General features: G+C 48.9%; 16 protein-coding genes. 13 read left to right on the top strand and 3 right to left on the bottom strand.

Going from position 1 to position 19,839, the window contains the following annotated elements:
* The first annotated feature begins 43 nt into the window (after nucleotides 1–43).
* The 12 genes from ispE (at nucleotide 44) to BN1080_RS00100 (ending at nucleotide 13,880) form a co-directional block, all read left to right on the top strand.
* Nucleotides 44–907 (top strand): 4-(cytidine 5'-diphospho)-2-C-methyl-D-erythritol kinase, encoded by an 864-nt coding sequence (ispE, locus tag BN1080_RS00155; RefSeq protein ID WP_052649518.1) that lies wholly within the window; start codon nucleotides 44–46, stop codon nucleotides 905–907.
* A 56-nt stretch (nucleotides 908–963) separates the two neighbouring features.
* Nucleotides 964–1,791 carry a pur operon repressor gene (gene purR / locus BN1080_RS00150; protein ID WP_052649517.1) on the top strand — a complete coding sequence of 276 codons (828 nt, stop codon included), beginning with the start codon at nucleotides 964–966 and terminating at the stop codon, nucleotides 1,789–1,791.
* 1 nt (nucleotide 1,792) lies between these two features.
* On the top strand, nucleotides 1,793–2,170 hold the full coding sequence (locus BN1080_RS00145) for a RidA family protein (RefSeq protein ID WP_052649516.1): 378 nt from the start codon (nucleotides 1,793–1,795) through the stop codon (nucleotides 2,168–2,170).
* A gap of 300 nt (nucleotides 2,171–2,470) precedes the next feature.
* A complete protein-coding gene (spoVG, locus tag BN1080_RS00140; RefSeq protein WP_052649515.1) occupies nucleotides 2,471–2,755 on the top strand; it encodes a septation regulator SpoVG in 285 nt (94 codons plus the stop codon).
* A gap of 326 nt (nucleotides 2,756–3,081) precedes the next feature.
* Entirely contained in the window at nucleotides 3,082–4,455 is a 1,374-nt protein-coding gene (glmU, locus tag BN1080_RS00135; RefSeq protein ID WP_052649514.1) for a bifunctional UDP-N-acetylglucosamine diphosphorylase/glucosamine-1-phosphate N-acetyltransferase GlmU, read from the top strand.
* Nucleotides 4,456–4,470: 15 nt separating this feature from the next.
* Nucleotides 4,471–5,439, top strand: a complete 969-nt coding sequence (locus BN1080_RS00130; protein ID WP_052649513.1) for a ribose-phosphate diphosphokinase — start codon at nucleotides 4,471–4,473, stop codon at nucleotides 5,437–5,439.
* A gap of 93 nt (nucleotides 5,440–5,532) precedes the next feature.
* A complete protein-coding gene (locus BN1080_RS00125; protein WP_052649512.1) occupies nucleotides 5,533–6,183 on the top strand; it encodes a 50S ribosomal protein L25/general stress protein Ctc in 651 nt (216 codons plus the stop codon).
* 104 nt (nucleotides 6,184–6,287) lie between these two features.
* Nucleotides 6,288–6,857: an aminoacyl-tRNA hydrolase gene (gene pth / locus BN1080_RS00120; RefSeq protein ID WP_052649511.1), complete on the top strand. Its 570-nt coding sequence runs from the start codon at nucleotides 6,288–6,290 to the stop codon at nucleotides 6,855–6,857.
* Nucleotides 6,858–6,958: 101 nt separating this feature from the next.
* The gene (gene mfd, locus BN1080_RS00115; protein WP_052649510.1) at nucleotides 6,959–10,492 is read left to right on the top strand and encodes a transcription-repair coupling factor; all 3,534 of its coding nucleotides are present in this window, start codon (nucleotides 6,959–6,961) and stop codon (nucleotides 10,490–10,492) included.
* Nucleotides 10,493–10,537: 45 nt separating this feature from the next.
* Nucleotides 10,538–12,127: a putative polysaccharide biosynthesis protein gene (locus tag BN1080_RS00110; RefSeq protein WP_110925680.1), complete on the top strand. Its 1,590-nt coding sequence runs from the start codon at nucleotides 10,538–10,540 to the stop codon at nucleotides 12,125–12,127.
* Nucleotides 12,124–13,587 carry a bifunctional methyltransferase/pyrophosphohydrolase YabN gene (gene yabN, locus BN1080_RS00105; RefSeq protein WP_052649508.1) on the top strand — a complete coding sequence of 488 codons (1,464 nt, stop codon included), beginning with the start codon at nucleotides 12,124–12,126 and terminating at the stop codon, nucleotides 13,585–13,587. Before BN1080_RS00110 ends, yabN begins: the two co-directional genes overlap by 4 nt.
* Nucleotides 13,588–13,589: 2 nt before the next feature.
* Nucleotides 13,590–13,880 carry an RNA-binding S4 domain-containing protein gene (locus BN1080_RS00100; protein WP_052654258.1) on the top strand — a complete coding sequence of 97 codons (291 nt, stop codon included), beginning with the start codon at nucleotides 13,590–13,592 and terminating at the stop codon, nucleotides 13,878–13,880.
* Between the two features lie 61 nt (nucleotides 13,881–13,941).
* Here the strand turns inward: BN1080_RS00100 and argF are convergent, their stop codons facing one another.
* From argF to BN1080_RS00085, 3 genes are read right to left on the bottom strand one after another with little or no spacing between them, the layout of a single operon-like run.
* The gene (argF, locus tag BN1080_RS00095) at nucleotides 13,942–14,895 is read right to left on the bottom strand and encodes an ornithine carbamoyltransferase (protein WP_052649507.1); all 954 of its coding nucleotides are present in this window, start codon (nucleotides 14,893–14,895) and stop codon (nucleotides 13,942–13,944) included.
* Nucleotides 14,892–17,987, bottom strand: coding sequence for a carbamoyl-phosphate synthase (glutamine-hydrolyzing) large subunit (gene carB, locus BN1080_RS00090; protein ID WP_052649506.1), 3,096 nt, complete (start codon nucleotides 17,985–17,987; stop codon nucleotides 14,892–14,894). Before carB ends, argF begins: the two co-directional genes overlap by 4 nt.
* The gene (locus tag BN1080_RS00085; RefSeq protein ID WP_052649505.1) at nucleotides 17,980–19,050 is read right to left on the bottom strand and encodes a carbamoyl phosphate synthase small subunit; all 1,071 of its coding nucleotides are present in this window, start codon (nucleotides 19,048–19,050) and stop codon (nucleotides 17,980–17,982) included. The genes carB and BN1080_RS00085 overlap by 8 nt, the downstream gene beginning before the upstream one ends.
* Before the next feature lie 279 nt (nucleotides 19,051–19,329).
* Here BN1080_RS00085 and BN1080_RS00080 point away from each other — a divergent pair, with 279 nt between their 5' ends.
* Nucleotides 19,330–19,752: an FtsB family cell division protein gene (locus BN1080_RS00080; RefSeq protein ID WP_052649504.1), complete on the top strand. Its 423-nt coding sequence runs from the start codon at nucleotides 19,330–19,332 to the stop codon at nucleotides 19,750–19,752.
* The last annotated feature ends 87 nt before the right edge of the window (nucleotides 19,753–19,839 follow it).

Here is a 19,839-nt window from a genome sequence, read left to right as displayed (position 1 = left end):
GTGTTAAAATAGTCTTCATCAGTATAGTAAAGGAGGCAGTGGAATGCTCTACGTAAAGGCGCCTGCCAAAATCAATTTGACGTTGGATGTTTTACATAAAAGGCCGGACAATTACCATGAAATCGAAATGATCATGACGACTGTCGATCTAGCTGACCGCATCGGCTTGAAGGCGACAGAAAGCGGAATCCATATTGAATCCGCTGACCGCTTTGTCCCGAACGATTCGCGCAACTTGGCCTATCAAGCCGCACAGCTGCTGAAAGAGAAGTTCCACATCAAGTCGGGTGTCATTATCTCATTGGATAAACAGATTCCGGTAGCGGCCGGGCTTGCCGGAGGAAGCAGTGACGCAGCTGCCACCCTAAAAGGTTTAAATCAGTTATGGCAATTAAACTTGTCGTTGGACGAACTCGCAGAGCTTGGAGCGCAGATCGGTTCAGATGTATCGTTTTGCGTCTACGGCGGCACAGCGCTAGCTAAAGGGCGGGGAGAAATCATCCAGGAACTGCCGACACCGCCGAATTGCTGGGTGATTCTTGCGAAGCCGACAATCGGCGTTTCGACTGCAGACGTTTACGGCGCTTTCGATTTTGCGAAAGCGGAGCATCCGAATACCCAGGAGATGATCCGGGCGTTGGAAACCGGCGATTATCAGGCTATGTGCGACAATCTTGGCAATGCGCTGGAAAGTGTGACGTTGAATTTGTATCCGGAAGTGGCACAGATCAAAGAACAAATGAAGAAGTTTGGGGCAGATGCTGTTTTAATGAGCGGAAGCGGCCCGACTGTATTTGGCTTGGTCCACCAGGAAGCCCGGATTCCCCGTATTTATAATGGTTTAAGAGGATTTTGCGCAGAAGTCTATGCCGTCCGTTTGATCGGTGAACGGGATCCCCTTGCTTAAATACGTATATTTATGGTAAATTTTCTATAAAACATTCGTGTTTAGGAGAGGGTAGTATGAAGTGGAAGCGCAGTGAACGTTTAGTTGATATGACGCATTATCTTTTGGAACATCCACATAAGTTGATTCCTCTTACATATTTTTCGGATCTTTACGAATCCGCTAAGTCTTCGATTAGCGAAGATTTGGGGATTGTTAAAGAGACCTTTGAAGAAAAAGGAATTGGGCTTTTAATGACCGTTCCGGGAGCAGCAGGCGGCGTAAAGTACGTCCCGAAACTGCAAAAGCCGGAAATCAAAGCGATTATGGATGAATTGATCGAAGAACTTAGCCATTCGGACCGGCTATTGCCCGGCGGCTATCTTTATATGACGGATGTCTTGGGCAACCCAAGCATCATGAACCGGGTCGGCAAAGTCTTTGCCACCGCTTTTGCGGATGAAAAGATTGATGTCATTATGACCGTGGCGACAAAGGGCATCCCGATTGCCCATGCCATCGCCCGCCATTTGAACGTGCCGGTGGTCATTGTCAGACGCGACAGCAAGGTAACAGAAGGATCTACCGTCAGCATCAATTACGTGTCGGGTTCGTCGCGCCGCATCCAGACGATGGTGTTGTCGAAGCGCAGCATGAAGAGCGGCCAACGCGTACTCATCACCGACGATTTCATGAAAGTCGGAGGCACGATGAACGGCATGAAGAATTTATTGGAAGAATTCGAATGCACGCTCGCCGGAGTCGCTGTATTGGTTGAAGCCGAGCATTCAGATGAACAGCTCGTAGAAAAATACTTGTCGCTGGTTAAGTTGCGTGAAGTCAGTGAGAAAGAACGCAAAATTGCGCTTGAAGAAGGAAACTATTTTACAAATGGAGGCGTTTAATATGAAATTTGTAGCAACCGATCAAGCCGCCGCAGCAATTGGCCCATACTCGCAAGGTGTGATTGCAGGCAATCTGTTTTACAGTTCCGGCCAGATTCCATTGACGCCGTCAGGAGAAATGGTGGAAGGGTCGATTGTCGAACAAGCCCACCAAGTATTCGCCAACTTAAAAGCGGTCTTGGCAGAAGCCGGCTCTTCTCTTGAAGGCGTGGTCAAAACCACGGTCTTCATTAAAGACATGAATGATTTTGCCGCATTGAACGAAGTGTATGCGTCGTATTTCGGCGATCACAAACCTGCGCGCTCGACTGTAGAAGTGGCGCGTTTGCCGAAAGATGCAAAAGTTGAAATTGAAGTTATCGCAGCACTTGCTGAATAAACCATCCTTCAGGGTGGTTTTTTCTTTGTTTTTTAAAAAGAACTTACCCGGCTGTTTCCGCTTTTCGTTATTGTCCAGCTGCAAGAGCCAGCTTCTCGGTCGTAAACGAGCCCACTGCGGCGGCAACAGCCTCCTCGCGGTCTGCTTTACGACTGCCGAAGCTAAGCGGCTCTTTCCGCTTTTCTGTTCATTAATTAAATTTTCTAATAAATTTTGTAATTTATGAAGGAGTTTAGTCCTTTGCATCGAATTACCTTAAGAGCATTATTTTTTGCAACTTAGAAGAGAGGTGGTGAAACAATGGAAGTAACTGATGTAAGGCTTCGGCGGGTGCAGACGGATGGCCGGATGCGGGCAATCGCTTCCATCACATTGGACAACGAATTTGTTGTACACGATATCCGGGTGATCGACGGCAATGAAGGATTATTTGTAGCGATGCCAAGCAAACGGACACCAGATGGGGAGTTTAGAGACATCGCCCATCCGATCAACTCCAGCACACGCAACAAACTACAGACAGCGGTATTGACTGCTTACCAGCAAAGTGAAAATGATCCGGTTTTTGAAGAAGCCGGTGTTTAATTGAGCCATCTCTTGAGCCTTCGCCCATTGAAAGGCTCTTTTTTATTTTTCTGAAATAATGTCATCGGATTGTCATCCTCCGAAACCTTGAAAAATCAAGGTTTTTCAGATATAGTTAAGGATAGTGCGGGAACTTGTCATGCAATAAGAGTATCCGGATTCGCACTTTTTTACTCAACAATCGCCTCGTGACCTGTTCTGTTTTCCATACGCAAGATCCAAATCGTCGAATCGGCGTTTTTTTTTGGAGATTTAGTTATGGTTGGGGCAGAACCGGGAATATGGACAAATAGATACGAAATACATACAGACGGAGGATCGACTATATGACAAATACATATGCAGTCATTTTAGCTGCTGGGCAAGGAACACGCATGAAGTCAAAGCTTTATAAAGTGCTTCACCCTGTTTGCGGCATGCCGATGGTCGAGCATGTTGCCAACAATGTACAACAATTGGGTGTTGAAAAAATTGTTACGATCGTCGGCCACGGCGCTGAAAAAGTGCAGCAGCAGCTCGGGGGAAAAAGCGAGTATGCGCTGCAGGAAGAACAGCTTGGAACAGCGCACGCTGTCCAGCAGGCAGCTTCCATGATCGAAGGGCTGCCTGGCACGACTTTAGTCGTCTGCGGTGATACACCGTTGATCCGTCCGGAAACGATGGAAGCTTTGCTTAGCCATCACGCAGAAACAACTGCCAAAGCAACCATTTTAACAGCGATTGCTGAGAACCCAACCGGCTATGGCCGAATTCTTCGCGATGAAACGGGAGGCGTTTCAAAAATCGTTGAGCAAAAAGACGCTTCCGCAGAAGAGCAGAGCGTAAAAGAAATCAATACCGGTACCTATTGCTTCGATAATGAAGCCCTTTTTGAAGCATTGAAACACGTTTCCAATAACAATGCGCAAGGCGAATATTATTTGCCGGATGTGATTGAAATCCTTCAAAAACAAGGTGAAGTGGTGGCAGCATATGCGACGGACAGCTTTGAAGAAACATTGGGCGTCAACGACCGTGTCGCTTTAAGCCAAGCGGAAGGCATCATGCGCAGCCGCATCGCTGAAAAACATATGCGTGCAGGCGTGACCATCATCGATCCGGCGACCGCCTATATCAGTGCAGAAGCGGTTATCGGAGCGGATACGATCATTCAGCCGAATGTCACGATTGAAGGGAATTCAGTGATTGGCGAAGATTGCGTGATCACGTCAAACACCCATATCAGCAACAGCACGATTGGCAGCCGAACAGAAATCCGTTCTTCGCATGTCTACGACAGCAAAGTCGGAGAAGACACCGCAGTTGGGCCATTCGCACATTTGCGTCCGGAAACCGAACTGGGCAATGAAGTGAAGATCGGCAATTTTGTCGAAGTGAAAAAATCCACTGTCGGAAACGGCAGCAAAGTCTCCCATCTGAGCTATATTGGAGATGCCAGTGTAGGAACAAACGTTAATATCGGCTGCGGCAGCATCACAGTCAATTACGACGGTAAAAATAAGCATTTAACGACGATTGAAGACGATTCGTTTATTGGCTGCAACTCAAACTTGGTTGCACCGGTAACAGTCGGCAAAGGCTCGTTTATTGCAGCGGGCTCGACGATTTCTAAAGACGTTCCAGCAGATTCGTTAGCGATCGCACGCGCTCGGCAAGAAAACAAAGAAGGCTATGTCAGTAAATTAAACCTGAAAAAATAGGAGGCTACACACGTAATGAGTTATCAAATTGATGCAGCGACCACTAAAATGAAAATCTTTTCATTGAATTCCAACCAAGGATTAGCAGAGGAAATTGCACAGCACGTAGGGTTGCCATTAGGAAAAAGTTCAGTTACCCATTTCAGCGACGGTGAAATCCAGATCAATATCGAAGAAAGCATCCGCGGCTATGATGTCTTCATCGTTCAATCGACTTCACAGCCGGTCAACGAAAACCTAATGGAACTCTTAATTATGATCGATGCTGTTAAACGTGCTTCGGCTCGTACAGTAAACGTTGTAATGCCTTATTACGGCTATGCGCGCCAAGACCGCAAAGCTCGTTCACGCGAACCGATTACGGCTAAACTGGTAGCGAACCTACTAGAGACTGCGGGAGCGACGCGCGTTATTGCACTCGATTTGCATGCTCCTCAAATCCAAGGATTCTTTGATATCCTGATTGACCATTTGGTCGCTGTGCCTCTTATTTCAGATTACTTCTTAAAAGAAAGCGGCATCGATTTGGAAAACGTCATCGTTGTTTCTCCTGACCACGGCGGTGTAACACGTGCGCGCAAAATGGCAGATCGCCTGAAAGCGCCGATCGCCATCATCGACAAACGCCGTCCGCGTCCGAACGTTGCGGAAGTGATGAACATCATCGGGAATGTTGAAGGCAAAACGGCTATCATCATCGATGACATCATCGACACAGCCGGAACGATTTCGATTGCGGCGAGCGCATTGATTGAAAGCGGAGCGAAAGAAGTCTATGCATGCTGTACGCATCCTGTCCTATCAGGGCCAGCTGTCGGCCGCATCAACGATTCCGTGATCAAAGAATTGATCATTACGAACTCAATTGCGTTGCCGGAAGAAAAGAAATCGCCAAAAATCAAGCAGCTTTCTGTTGCGAAATTATTGGCTGAAACCATTGTCCGCGTCCACGAACAAAAATCTGTCAGCACGCTGTTTGATTAATGACAAAGTGCAGCTCATGCCGTTGAAAGGTTTGGTTTTTGCAAGATAGGGGTATTTACTCACTATGCATAATTAAACTGGAGGATGAGGTATATGAGTACAAAAATTACAGCACAAAAAAGAGAGAGCGGCACACCGCACTCGTCATTAACCGAACTAAGAGGAAAAGGCGATGTTCCTGGAGTTGTTTACGGCTTCCAGACAGAGACGACGCCTTTAGTGGTATCGGAAATCGATTTGATTAAAACATTGCGTGAATCTGGACGCAATGGCGTCATCAATTTAGAGATTGATGGAAAATCCATAAATGTAGTATTGAACGATTTCCAAAGAGATGCGTTAAAAGGAAACTTTGAGCATGTCGATTTCTTAGCGATTAACATGTCTGATGAGCTTGAAGTTTCAGCACCTGTGCATACAGTCGGCGAATCTCCAGGGGAAAAAGAAGGCGGCATTGTCAACCAGCCGAACCGCGAAGTGACAATCAAAGTGAAGCCTTCAGACATCCCGGATGCAATCGAAGTGGATATTTCGAATCTGGCGATTGGCGATACGGTGACAGTCGGCGATATCCGCGGAAACGTTTCGTATGACATTTTAGACGAAGACGACTTCATTTTAGTATCCATTGCAGCGCCTCGCACTCAAGAAGAGTTGGATGAACTGGAAGCGCCTGCTGAAGATGCAGCTGGCGAGCCAGAAGTCATCAATGGCGACGCTGAAGACGGCGAAAAAGAAGCTTAATCAAAAAAAGAAAAGGGGCTGTCTCGCGACAGCCCCTATTTTTCTGTTTTAATGAACGTTTGTGGTAAAATGTGAAGCAGTGAAAACAGCAAAGGAAGATGGCTATGAAATTGATTGTGGGCCTGGGAAATCCCGGGAAAGCATATGAATCAACCCGGCACAATGTCGGTTTTCAAGTAATCGACTATTTGGCGTCTAAATGGAATGCCCCTTTGACTCAATCAAAATTCAAAGGAATGTATTCGATCATCCACCGTCCGGAAGGAAAAGTCATGTTATTGAAGCCGTTGACCTACATGAACTTGTCGGGTGAGAGTGTCGGCGCTCTAATGGACTATTACGATATTGCGATTGAAGACTTAGTGGTTATTTATGATGACCTCGACTTGCCGACGGGGCAGCTGCGGCTTCGCCAAAAAGGCAGCGCCGGCGGGCATAACGGCATCAAATCGCTTATTCAGCATTTAGGCACTCAACAGTTCAACCGCATGCGTGTCGGCATCAGCCGCCCGCCGACCGGGATGAAAGTACCGGATTATGTACTGGCACGTTTTTCGGAAAATGAAGCTCCGGAAATTTCCGAAGCCATCAAGAAAAGTGCAGAAGCCTGTGAGCTATGGCTGTCAAAGCCGTATCTAGAAGTCATGAATGATTACAATGCAACGGTCAAATAGAATTTCGCTTTGGCGCAAGACCGCGTCCAGAGCTTTTTTCTGTTTCTAAATGACGCATGAAAATCACGAATACACTGTTTATTTTGAAAGGAGGAAGCGGGATGGACCGTATACTAAAATCGTTTGCTGAGGATTCTCATACCCAGGCATTAATTAGCGATTTGAAAAAAGGGCAGGACCACCAATTGATTTCAGGGCTGTCCGGCAGTGCGCGCCCCATTTTTTACCAGACGGTTTGGGCAGAATCGAATACGCCTTTATTGATTGTGGCACCGAACTTATTGCATGCCCAGCGCACTTATGATGATTTGGTCAAATTGATGGGGGAAGAGCTTGTCCATTTGTATCCGGCAGATGAATTGATCGCGGCAGATGTCTCATTCTCCGGCCCAGAACTGCGTGCCCACCGAATTGATACACTGGATCACATGAAAAATGTCGGAAAAGGCATTTACATCACACCGGTTGCGGGCATGCGAAAACTGATGCCTTCCCATGAGCAATGGGAATTTTCAACTTTGCGTACGCACATGGGAGATGAAATCGACGCAGAGGAATGGATCGGGAAATTGGTGGCGATGGGCTATTCGCGCACGCCGATGGTCACGACTCCAGGCGAATTTGCTTTGCGCGGCGGGATATTGGATATTTATCCGCTGAACTTTGAACACCCGGCCCGCATTGAGCTGTTCGATACCGAAGTCGATTCCATCCGCCAGTTTTCAGCCGAAGACCAGCGTTCACTTGAGAAGATGGAGTCCTTGTGCATCTTGCCCGCCACGGAACTGGTGCTGACGCGTCTGCAAAAGCTTGAGCTGGCAGAAAAAATCGAAGAGAAATTGGCAGCTACTTTGAAAAAAGTGAAAGCGGATGACACAAAAGAAGCGTTGCTTCTGCATATCCAGCATGATATCGATATGCTGCGGGAAGGCAATGTGCCCGAACAGGTGGCGAAGTATGCGGCCTTGGTGGACAGCCAATCAGCTTTCTTGGGCGATTATTTCCCGGGGAATGGCGTGATTTTCTTTGATGAACTTGGCAGAATCCAGGAAATGACCGAAACCTTGGAGCGTGAAGAAGGCGATTGGATCGTTTCGCTGCTTGAGGAAGGGAAGTTCCTTCAGGATCTCCCGTTGTCGTATACGTTCCGTGAAGTGCTCCAGAAAACAAAACAGCAAGTCTCATTTCTTTCTTTATTCGTCCGGACATTTCCATTGATTCAAATAAAGAAATCGATTACGTATTCGTGCAAGCCGATGCAGTCTTTCCATGGGCAGATGAATTTGCTGAAAGCGGAAGCCGAGCGCTGGGCATTGGCCAAATTCCAGGTGTTTATCATCGCGGAAGGCGAAGAGCGGCTGCGCAAAGTGCGTTCGGTGCTCGAAGACTATGGAATGGAAGCGGAAATCATTACAGATGCAACCACCGTGCAAGGGGGACATATGTATTTGGTCGACGGCGATTTGTCGGGCGGTTTTGAAATGCCGCTGCAGCGCATGGCCGTCATCACCGATGCAGAAATGTTCAAACTGCAGGCAAAGAAAAAGACGCGTCCGCAAAAACTGACCAACGCGGAGCGCATCAAGAGCTATTCGGAAATCAAACCGGGCGACTATATTGTCCATATCCACCATGGCATTGGCCGTTATATCGGCATTGAAACGTTGGAAATCGGCGGCGTCCATAAGGATTATTTGCACATTGTCTATAAGGCAGACGATAAATTATTCGTACCGGTCGACCAGATTGACTTAATCCAGAAATACATTGCTTCCGAAGAGAAAGAGCCGAAGCTGCATAAGATGGGCGGAGCCGAATGGAAGAAGACGCGCCGGAAAGTATCCGCGGCGGTTCAGGATATCGCAGATGATCTTATTAAACTCTACGCAGAACGCGAAGCTTTGAAAGGCTATGCATTCTCCGAAGAGCAGGATATGCAGCGGCAATTCGAAGCGGAATTCCCGTATGAGGAAACCACGGATCAGCTGCGTTCGATTACAGAAGTGAAGCGCGATATGGAAAAAGAACGGCCAATGGACCGCTTGATATGCGGAGACGTCGGCTACGGCAAAACCGAAGTCGCGATTCGTGCCGCATTCAAGGCAGTGCTTGATGGCAAACAAGTAGCCTTCCTCGTGCCGACGACCATCCTGGCGCAGCAGCATTTTGAAACGATGAGTGAAAGGTTCAAAGACTACCCGATTACCGTCGGGTTGATGAGCCGCTTCCGTTCGAAAAAGCAGCAGGCTGAAACGGCCAAAGGCTTACGTAACGGGACAGTTGATGTGGTCGTCGGAACCCATCGCATCTTATCGAAAGACATTGGCTATAAAGACTTAGGGCTGCTGATCATCGATGAAGAACAGCGCTTCGGAGTTACCCATAAAGAGAAGATTAAGCAGATGAAGACGAATGTGGACGTTCTGACCTTGACGGCGACACCGATTCCGCGGACGCTACACATGTCCATGATCGGCGTGCGTGACCTTTCCGTTATTGAAACGCCGCCGGCTAACCGGTTCCCGGTGCAAAGTTATGTCATGGAGCACAACGGTGCGCTTGTGCGCGAAGCGATTGAACGTGAAATGGCGCGGGGCGGCCAAGTGTTTTATTTATACAACCGGGTGGATGATATGACCCGCAAAGTAGAAGAAATTCAAGCTTTGGTGCCGGAAGCGCGCATCGGGCATGCCCACGGGCAAATGTCCGAAACCGAATTGGAGTCCGTTATTCTCGGATTCCTGGACGGCGACTACGATGTGCTCGTAACGACGACGATCATTGAAACCGGAATCGATATTCCGAATGTCAATACCTTGATCGTCCATAATGCAGACCGCATGGGCTTATCGCAATTGTATCAATTGCGTGGGCGCGTCGGCCGTTCGAGCCGTGTCGCTTATGCGTACTTCATGTACCAGCGCGATAAAGTGCTGACGGATGTAGCGGAAAAGCGCCTCATGGCCATCAAGGAATTTACAGAACTCGGATCCGGCTTCAAGATTGCGATGCGGGATCTGTCCATTCGCGGTGCCGGAAACCTGCTCGGTTCGCAGCAGCACGGCTTTATTGACTCCGTCGGTTTTGACCTGTACTCGCAGATGCTTGAGCAGGCCATCGAAGAGCGCCGCACCGGCATTAAGAAAGAGGAGATTCCGGAAGTGGAGATTTCGCTTGATGTGGATGCTTATATTCCAGACAGCTACATTGGCGACGGCTACCAGAAAATCCAGATGTACAAACGCGTCAAAGGCATTGAAACCGAAGAGGAAGTTACGGAACTGCAAGATGAATTGATCGACCGTTTCGGCGATATGCCGATTGAGACCGATCGTTTGCTGAGTGTTGCCCGCATGAAAGTTTGGGCGCGCATGACCGGTGTCGAGGCGATCAAGCAAACCGGCAAAATCATCACGATCAAGCTATCGGCTGAAGGGACCGCTGCGATGAACGGCGGCAAGCTCGTGGAAGAATCTGCCGCTTATGGCCGCGCTGTCGGTTTCAGTATGGCCGGGCAGCAGCTCGTGATGACCATTGATGAAAATAAAACCAAGAAGCACCATCCGTTCGATGTGCTGGAAGGTGTGATGAAGCTGCTTCCGGAATCGCTTCGGGAAGAAAAGCCGGTCAGTTAATTTAGTAGAGGGAATGAGTGAAGCCCGTTGGCGAATGAAGGAACAATGAAAACATTTATGAAAGGCGCAGTTCTTTTGACGATGGCGGGCTTTATCGTCAAATTGCTGAGTGCCATTTACCGTGTGCCTTTCCAAAACTTAGTCGGGGACCAGGGCTTTTATATTTACCAGCAAGTGTATCCGTTTGTCGGCATTTTTAGTGTCTGGACTTCTTACGGTTTTGCAGTAGCGGTCTCAAAGCTGCTTGCTGATTCAGAGAAACCGAACCATGGCGCAATTTTGCGGATTTCTCTCGGTTTTATTGCGGCTGTGTCGCTCGCGGTTTTCCTGGTGCTGTTTTTGGGAGCGGAAGGGTTGGCCGGTTGGATGGGCGACGGGCAACTCGCCCCGCTTTTGCAAATTGCGGCTTTGGCGGTATTGCTGATGGCACCGATTGCGGTGATGAAAGGGCATTTCCAGTCCCGTAACCATATGCAGCCCGTCGCTTATGCCCAGGTGATGGAGCAGGCAATCCGGGTATCGGTCATTTTGCTTGGTTCTTGGCTAGTGGTCATGGCGGGCTATTCGCTGTATGCGGCAGGAAGCATGGCGATACTCGGTGCCGCTGTCGGTGAACTGGCAGCCGTGCTTTTGCTGTTTTATTTTTTCCGGCGTTCGTACCATCGAGAAGAGCGCAGGGCTCCAGCGATCCGCCCGTGGCCGATCATCAAAAAAATGACTGTCATCAGCTTGAGCATCAGTATGAGTTCATTGATTCTGCTGTTCTTTCAACTGGTCGATTCGTTTTCGGTCTTTCGTCTGCTGACAGAGGCAGGCGTAGATCGGATGGCAGCAATGGAGCAAAAAGGCGTCTATGACAGAGGGCAGCCCCTTGTGCAATTCGGCATTCTCATGGCCACGTCGCTTGCGCTTGCCATCGTGCCGCTTGTGGCGCAAATGGCGAAAAACCCATCCGGCAGGCCGGCTCAAGCTTATGCGCAATTGGCTTTCCGGGTGTCATTTTTATTTGCCTTTGCTTCAGCTGCCGGCCTGTCGCTCGTGATGCCGTATGTAAATGAAATGCTGTTTGAAACCCGTGAAGAATCAGCCGCGTTGATCGTTTTCAGCTGGCAGATCGTCTGGATGGCGTTATTGCTGGTTTTGACTTCCTTGCTTTACGGGTTGGGAAAAGTGAAGATTCCGGCTTGGCTATTAGCCGGAGGCATCGGAGTCAAAATCATCGGCAATTGGCTGTTGATACCGATCTGGGAAGTGACGGGTGCTGCGCTTGCAGGAAATATAGGGCTCGCCTTTGTCGTTTTCGGCCTCCTTCTTTATTTCAAACGGGTCTGGCCGATCCGCTTGGCGCCAAAGCGCTATTACGGCTGGATTTTCGCTGCAGCTTCAGCAATGGCGATTGCGGTTGCCGGTTGGTCGCTGTTCGCTGACGGGGTCCTCTTCGATGGCTTGGAAAGCCGCTTATCTGCTGCCTTGATTGCCGTGACGGCTGTTCTTCTCGGTGCGGCGGTATTTCTGGTTGTGGTGGCGCGCAGCCGCATCATCACGGAAAGAGAATGGTTTATCATTCCGTTCGGAAGGAAACTGGCAGGGCTTCAATTGAAATTGAATGCCAGAAAAAAAGGAGATCGTATATGAACACCATCCATGTAATCGGGCTGGGCGCAGGAGATTTGGATCAACTGCCGCTTGGCGTCTATAAAAAATTAAAGAATGCTTTGAAGTTGTATGTGCGGACGGAAGACCATCCCGTCTTGCAGGAATTGGCCGAAGAGGGCATGAGTTTTAACTCTTTCGATGCCGTTTACGAAAAACACGATACCTTTGCCCCGGTCTATGCAGAAATCGCAGATACGCTGATTGCCTTAGCAAAAGAGCAATCGGTCATTTATGCCGTACCGGGCCATCCATTGGTCGCCGAGCAGACAGTTCAATATTTAGTGGAAGCCGAAAAAGAAGGAAGTTTCCGCTTAGTGATCGAAGGCGGGCAAAGTTTTCTGGATCCGATTTTCGGAGCGCTCCGCATCGACCCGATTGAAGGGTTCCAGCTGCTCGATGGCACAGCGATGGCAAGCGACGACGTCAATATGGCGCAGCATGTGTTAATTGCGCAAGTCTACGATTCCTTTAGTGCATCGGAAGTGAAGTTGACGCTAATGGAAAAATATCCGGAAGACTACGAAGTGACCATCGTGACCGCGGCGGGTTCAGCAAACGAAGTGCTGCGGAAGGTTCCGCTCTATGAACTGGACCGTGCAGCGGAAGTGGATAATTTAACGACGATTTATGTGCCGCCGGCCGTGGACCAAATGGATCGCCTAAAGGAATGGCAGACGTTCCGCCAGATTGTCGCCCGTTTAAGAAGCCCTGAAGGCTGCCCATGGGACCGCGAGCAAACGCATGAATCATTGCGCCCGTATTTATTGGAAGAAGCGCACGAGCTGCTCCAGGCGATTGAGGAAGAAGATGACGAAGCAATTGCGGAAGAATTGGGCGATGTGCTGCTTCAAGTATTCCTGCATGCACAAATTGGCCAGGACAACGGCTATTTCCAGTTGGAAGATGTCTTGTCAGCAGTCAGCGCGAAAATGATCCGGCGCCATCCGCATGTCTTCGGCGATGTGGAAGCTGCCACGTCAGACGAAGTCGTATCGAACTGGCAAGCGATCAAAGCCCAGGAAAAACCGCAGACGGCTTCCATTCTGGACGGACAGGAACGCTTCAGTTCCTCGTTGATGACGTCTTATAATTACCAGAAAAAAGCGGCCAAAGTCGGCTTTAGCTGGTCGGATGCAGAAGGGGCTTGGGAGAAATTCCAAGAAGAATTGCAGGAATTTCAGGAGGAAACGGCGAAAGGTTCTAAAGAGCGGCAGCTCGATGAACTGGGCGACCTGCTATTTACTCTCGTCAATATTGCCCGCTTTTATGGATTGTCGCCTGAACAGGCCATGGTCCATGCCAACCAGAAATTCCAGCAGCGCTTCAGCCATGTCGAAAAGCGCGTCAACGAAGGAAGCGGCAATTTCAGCGACTATACATTAGCGCAATTAGATGAATTTTGGAACGAAGCCAAAACATTGGCAAGAAGGGAAGAATGACGATGCGTCTGGATAAATTTTTGAAAGTCTCCCGTTTGATCAAACGCCGTACGTTGGCTAAAGAAGTAGCTGACCAAGGACGGATTACCGTAAACGGCAATAAAGCAAAGGCAAGCTCGGTCATCAAAGAAAATGACGAATTGCAAATCCGCTTCGGCCAAAAAGTGGTCACGGTACGTGTGGATATGCTGAAAGAAAATGCCCGTAAAGAAGAAACGGCCAATATGTACACCATCTTAAAAGAAGAAAAGCTGGATAAAATTGAACCCGAATTCATCGATGACGAAGCGTGAGGGTTTGAAAAAGAAAAAGCTGTTCCGGAAGCCAAGCGCTTTCGGAACAGCTTTTTTGTATTTATTGGCCAGCCATCAAGGCGACAAGCAAGGCTTTCTGTGCATGCAGACGATTCTCCGCTTCCTGGAAAACGACCGAATGCGGGCCTTCAAGGATGCCCGTTGAAACTTCTTCTTCACGGTGAGCCGGAAGGCAGTGCATAAAGATATAATTTGGATTTGCGTGAGCTGCCAGTTCTTCGTTCACTTGATAGCCCTGAAAATGTTCCAAGCGCTCCAAAGCTTCCGCTTCTTGGCCCATGCTCGCCCAGACATCGGTGTAAATGACGTCGCAGCCGGCCACTGCTTCAACCGGATCTGTTGTGACCAAAATCGTTGCCCCCGTTTTCAAGGCAATCGCCTGCGCCAGTTCGACCATTTCAGGTTTTGGTGCATAAGCCGCAGGGGAAGCGATTGCGATGTCCATGCCGACTTTTGCCGCGCCGATCATCAGTGAATTCGCCATATTGTTGGCATCGCCGATATAAGCCATTTTCTTTCCTGCACAGCTGCCGAAATGTTCTTGGATCGTGAGCAAATCGGCCAGTACCTGGCATGGGTGAAAATCGTCCGTCAATCCGTTAATGACCGGCACCGAACTGTGGTCTGCCATTTCCTGGACCGTTGCTTGGTCGAATGTCCGGATCATGATGCCGTCGAGGTAGCCGGATAACACTTGTGCAGTATCTGAAATCGCTTCGCCGCGCCCCATTTGGATGTCGCGTGTGCTGAGGTGCATTGCATGTCCACCGAGCTGCAGCATGCCTGCTTCAAAAGACACACGCGTGCGGGTGGACGACTTTTCAAAAATCATGCCGAGCACTTTGCCTTCCAATAACGGAAGGGTTTTATTCTCCGGTTTCTTGAGTTCTACTGCGAGCTCAAGCAACTCCAAAATCTCTTCGCTGCTGTAATCCTTTAGCGAAAGCATGTGTTTTTGGGCAATTTGTGGAGCATAAGGCAAAATCGCTGTCATTGGACAAGCACTCCTTTCGGTTTTCCGTTGATGGCTTTGACATATTCCTGGAAAGCACGGATGGTTTCCGTACGCGTCCAAACGTGAAGGCGGTGGACAGCGGCTGCAGCTGCCTGGATTTTGTCGGGATTCGGGACTAAGTCGATATACGCTTTTTTATTCTCCGTTTTCAGCCATTTCTCGAATGGCATCGATGCAGCGGTCTGGAAAGTGAAGCCTTGAGCTTTCCAAAAGTTCTCATCAATGAGCGAAAGCGAAGCCTCCGTAATGAAAATGGTGCCGCCGCCTTTCAGCGAAGCGAGTTGCTGAGAAGCGCCGTCCAGCGCTTTTTGCATGGCGAAATTTGAATCCGGGCTGCTGCCGATGACTTCCCCCGTCGACATCATTTCGGGCGACAGGACAGGAGACAAGCCAGGCAATTTAATATGAGAAAATACTGGAGCCTTTACGGTATATTCCGGCTGGCCATTGTAGGATGCCTCGATGCCCAGCTCCTCAAAAGGAACACCGAGCATCAACGCTGTCGCCAATTGCACAAGCGGAACATCGGTCGCTTTCGAACTGATCGGCACCGTACGCGAAGCCCGCGGGTTGATTTCCATGACGTATAGTTGATCCTCTTCATAAACAAACTGGATGTTGAATAAACCCGTGTACTTCATATTGCCGGCGATATGCCGTGCGGTCGCGGTTAAGGCTGCAAGTGCTTTCGAAGACAGCGAAACCGGCGGCGTGATGGAAAGGCTGTCGCCGGAATGGACGCCGGTTCCTTCAATGTGTTCAAAGACAGCGGCAATCCATACATTTTCACCGTCCGATAAGATGTCCGCTTCCACTTCTTTCCCGGTGATGAAATGATCCACGAGCACGGGATAAGACATGGACGTGTGCACAAGCCATTGCTGCAATTCTTGCTCGTCGTGCAAAACCGTCATGCCTTTGCCGCCGATGACATAAGAGGGGCGCAGCATGACCGGGTAGCCAAGAACGCCGGCGAACTCTTGAACTTCTTCCGGCGTCTCCGCCGTGAAACTCGGGATAACCGGCAAGCCGATCGATTCCAAAAATCCATAAAATCGCTCCCGGTCTTCCATTTGATCCAATAGGTCCACTTCGGAACCGAGGATCGTGATGCCGGCCTCTTCCAATTCCGCTGCCACATTCAACGAGGTCTGGCCGCCGAATTGGACAATGACTTGCGTAATGCCTTCAAAATCGAGCACATTCAAAATGTCTTCAGCGGTCATCGGTTCAAAATACAAAGCATCTGCAATTTCATAATCGGTGGATACTGTTTCCGGATTGTTGTTGATCATGATCGCTTCATAGCCATGCTGTTGAAGGGCGAGCACACTGTGTACGCAGCAATAATCGAATTCGATGCCTTGTCCGATGCGGATCGGGCCGGAGCCGATCACCGCCACTTTTTTCTTCGTGGACGTTCGTCCGTCTGCCTGGCCGTTCCAAGTGGAATACAAATAGTTCGTCTGCGAACGGAATTCCGCTGCGCACGTATCAATCACCCGGTAAGACGGGAACAAGCTCCAGCTTTTGCGCTGGCCCCAAATCTCAGCAGGAGAGACATGCCATAGCGCCGCTAATTGCTTGTCGCTGAATCCGAGTGCTTTCGCCTGCTTCAACCGGCTGTAAGTCATGCTGTTCCAGGACAATAAATGCAGTTTATGCCATTCATCAACGATGCGTTTCAAGACATACAAGAAATAAGGAGCAATCGCAGTCACATCATGCAATTGTTGGACCGTTTTATTGCGGATCAGCAATTCGAATAAAACGAAGAGCCGGCGGTCATCCGGTTCTGCAGCCATTTTTTCAAGCGTGCCGATCGGCAATTCGGCGAGGGCCGGCAAACGGAAGCCGTCGAGCGGCATATCGAGTGACCGGATGGCTTTTTGAAAAGCGGCTTCCATGCTGCGTTCAATCGCCATCACTTCGCCGGTCGCTTTCATCTGCGTGCCGAGTGTGCGGTTTGCTTGCTGGAATTGATCAAAGGGCCAGCGCGGAATTTTGACCGTGACGTAATCGAGCGCCGGTTCAAAGCTTGCAAAAGTAGTACCCGTCACGGGATTTTTCAATTCATTCAATGTGTAGCCGATTGCCAATTTGGCGGCAATTTTTGCAATCGGGTAGCCGGTCGCTTTGGAAGCGAGTGCTGAAGACCGGCTGACCCGCGGATTGACTTCGATTAAATAATAAGCGGAAGTTTCAGGGTGCAAGGCGAATTGGACATTGCAGGCACCGACAATGCCAAGTGCATCGATAATGTTGATCGATGCTGTACGGAGCAGATGATATTCGCGGTCATTCAATGTCTGGCTCGGAGCCACTACAATGGAATCGCCTGTATGTACGCCGACCGGATCCAGATTTTCCATATTGCAGACCGTGATGCAGGTGCCGTTTTGGTCGCGCATCACTTCATATTCAATTTCCTTGTAGCCGGCAATGCTTTTTTCAACCAGGCATTGGCGAATCGGGCTCGCGCTCAAACCTTGCGCAACAAGCGAAACATATGCGGCTTCATCTGCCGCGATGCCGCCGCCGAAACCTCCGAGCGTGTAAGCAGGGCGGACAATCAAAGGATAGCCGGCTGTATCGGCAAAGTTCAAGGCTTCTTCGATGGAATAGACGATATCGCTGCTTGGAACAGGCTGCTCCAAGTGGTTCATCAGCGCACGGAACTGTTCGCGGTCTTCTGCTTGTTTGATCGAATCGATATTGGTTCCAAGCAGCGAGACGCCATATTTGGCGAGGATGCCGGCATCCGATACCGCCATGGCCAAATTCAAGCCGGTTTGGCCGCCGACTGTCGCCAGCAAGCCATCGGGACGTTCTTTTTCCAAAATACGGGTAAGGCTATCAACAGTCAGTGGTTCAAAATACACTTTATGGGAAATGGTTTTATCGGTCATGATGGTAGCGGGGTTGTTATTGACAAGAATTACTTCAATGCCTTCCTCCTGTAAAGCGAGGCAGGCTTGAGTCCCTGAATAATCAAATTCCGCGGCTTGGCCGATCACAATGGCGCCGGAACCAATCACCAATACTTTCTGGATGTCTGGATGTTTAGGCATGTAGGGTCACCTTCTTTTTCTGATGGATAAATGCGAGAAACTCATTGAATAGTTCTTGGTGTTCAGCAGGGCCTGGCGCTGCTTCCGGATGAAATTGAACCGTCAGCAGCGGAAGTTCGGGATGGCTCAACCCTTCTATGCTTCCGTCATTGACGTTTTTATAAAGAATGGAAAGCGGGGTTTCCAAAATGCTTGCTTCTTCGACGACGTAGCTGTGGTTTTGGGAACTCATGGTCACTTGCTGCGTCTTTATATGGATGACAGGATGGTTGGCGCCGCGATGGCCATAAGGCAATTTCGCCGTTCGTGCGCCAAAAGCGGAAGCGATGATTTGATGGCCGAGGCAAATCCCGAACGTGGGATAGCGCTCTGCCCAGTCCCGGTAGACCGGAAACAGCGGAGCTAACGCAGCGGGGTCGCCAGGGCCATTGGAAAACAGCAAGCCGTCCAGCTGAAGCGCATCCAGCTTCTCGGTCGGCAAATGATGGGGAAGAATGCTGACTTTGCAATTGCGCTGCAGCAATTCCGTTAAGATAGAAGATTTAAAATGGAAATCGACTAGTCCAATATGAATCTCCCCGTCGCCGAACACCGTAATTTCCTCTGTAAGCGGCTGTTCCGGGAGAAAATCGGTTTGGATAGGGTTCCATGAAATCGGAGAAGAAGGGAAGGGGCTCATTTCCGACTGCATTGTTCCGTATTCGCGGACAATTTGAATAATGGAGCGGGTGTCTACGCCGGTTAAAATCGGCACCTGTCCATTTGCTGCAAACTCACTAAGAGGCACTGCCCCTTTTTCTAAAGGCCCTTCGTATAGCTCGGCTACAACAATTCCAGCTGCCTGAATCTTCTCGGATTGAATATGCTGGCTTTGGATGCCGTATTGGCCGATCAGCGGATAGGAGAACACGATGAGCTGCCCCTTATAGGAAGGGTCCGTCAGCACTTCTTCATATCCCGTCATGCCCGTGAAAAAAACAATTTCGCCTTGAATGGCTGTTTGAGCACCGTGCCACTGCCCTTTGAAGCTGATTCCGTTCGAAAGTGTTAACAAGCCTGCCATATTTCCACTCCATTCTTTATTCATTGATAATGCATATTTATAAATGTAATTTCAAAATCAACGTCAATTCACTTAATAAAATAAGTGTTTTTGAATAATGTCTCTTATTATATAATGTATAAAAATTAAGTCAATAGTATTTTTATTAATTAAAATAAATGTTCGGCTAAATCTATTCCCAAAAATGTTTCAAAAGTAGTAAGAATTGCAAAAAAACCTTATACTTACTGGGTTTTTCATGTATAATGACATCAAAGTGAGTCGGAGGAGGGAAGAGTCATGAGTTTGAAGAGAGAAAAGCCGTCGGAACAGCGCGAAGTCGCTTCAATTCGCAATGACTATGTCCGCTCGGTTGAACGGAAAGAAAAGCGCCATCAAGCACATAAAGTTCGGTTATTCAGACGTCTGTCTGTTTTTGGCATTTTGGTGTTAATGGCGAGCATTTGGATCGGCACCACTATCTATGCGCAATCCCAGACGATTTCTGAAAAAGAACAGATGCGTGCGGAAACCTTAGCTTCGCTGGAAAAAGCGGAGAAAGAACAGAAGAAGCTGGAAGAGCAGATTCTGCTGCTGAATGACGATGAATACATTGCGAAATTAGCGCGCAAAGAGTACTTTTTATCTGAGGACGGGGAAATCATTTTCACCCTTCCAAACGAGGACCAAAAAACAAAAGAAAAAGCCGATGGAAAAGAGTAGTCAGTTGACACTCTTTTTTTGATGGTTATAATAAAAAGTGGGACAAGTGCCCGTTATAAAGAGCTTATGGCCCAAGTCGGTGTCATT

Source organism: Planococcus massiliensis (assembly GCF_000821325.1).
Taxonomy (GTDB): Bacteria; Bacillota; Bacilli; order Bacillales_A; family Planococcaceae; genus Planococcus; species Planococcus ruber.
Note: the sequence above shows the minus strand (reverse complement) of the source record. Positions and strands in the feature narration are given on the sequence as shown.

Excerpts from the sequence above, each read along its gene's own strand:
- BN1080_RS00100 (WP_052654258.1), top strand. The coding sequence starts at position 13,590 with ATGCGTCTGGATAAATTTTTGAAAGTCTCCCGTTTGATCAAACGCCGT.
- BN1080_RS00085 (WP_052649505.1), bottom strand. The coding sequence starts at position 19,050 with ATGGCAGGCTTGTTAACACTTTCGAACGGAATCAGCTTCAAAGGGCAG.
- argF (WP_052649507.1), bottom strand. The coding sequence starts at position 14,895 with ATGACAGCGATTTTGCCTTATGCTCCACAAATTGCCCAAAAACACATG.
- purR (WP_052649517.1), top strand. The coding sequence starts at position 964 with ATGAAGTGGAAGCGCAGTGAACGTTTAGTTGATATGACGCATTATCTT.
- mfd (WP_052649510.1), top strand. The coding sequence starts at position 6,959 with ATGGACCGTATACTAAAATCGTTTGCTGAGGATTCTCATACCCAGGCA.
- BN1080_RS00125 (WP_052649512.1), top strand. The coding sequence starts at position 5,533 with ATGAGTACAAAAATTACAGCACAAAAAAGAGAGAGCGGCACACCGCAC.
- spoVG (WP_052649515.1), top strand. The coding sequence starts at position 2,471 with ATGGAAGTAACTGATGTAAGGCTTCGGCGGGTGCAGACGGATGGCCGG.
- BN1080_RS00145 (WP_052649516.1), top strand. The coding sequence starts at position 1,793 with ATGAAATTTGTAGCAACCGATCAAGCCGCCGCAGCAATTGGCCCATAC.
- BN1080_RS00130 (WP_052649513.1), top strand. The coding sequence starts at position 4,471 with ATGAGTTATCAAATTGATGCAGCGACCACTAAAATGAAAATCTTTTCA.
- yabN (WP_052649508.1), top strand. The coding sequence starts at position 12,124 with ATGAACACCATCCATGTAATCGGGCTGGGCGCAGGAGATTTGGATCAA.
- glmU (WP_052649514.1), top strand. The coding sequence starts at position 3,082 with ATGACAAATACATATGCAGTCATTTTAGCTGCTGGGCAAGGAACACGC.
- carB (WP_052649506.1), bottom strand. The coding sequence starts at position 17,987 with ATGCCTAAACATCCAGACATCCAGAAAGTATTGGTGATTGGTTCCGGC.
- pth (WP_052649511.1), top strand. The coding sequence starts at position 6,288 with ATGAAATTGATTGTGGGCCTGGGAAATCCCGGGAAAGCATATGAATCA.
- BN1080_RS00080 (WP_052649504.1), top strand. The coding sequence starts at position 19,330 with ATGAGTTTGAAGAGAGAAAAGCCGTCGGAACAGCGCGAAGTCGCTTCA.
- ispE (WP_052649518.1), top strand. The coding sequence starts at position 44 with ATGCTCTACGTAAAGGCGCCTGCCAAAATCAATTTGACGTTGGATGTT.
- BN1080_RS00110 (WP_110925680.1), top strand. The coding sequence starts at position 10,538 with ATGAAAACATTTATGAAAGGCGCAGTTCTTTTGACGATGGCGGGCTTT.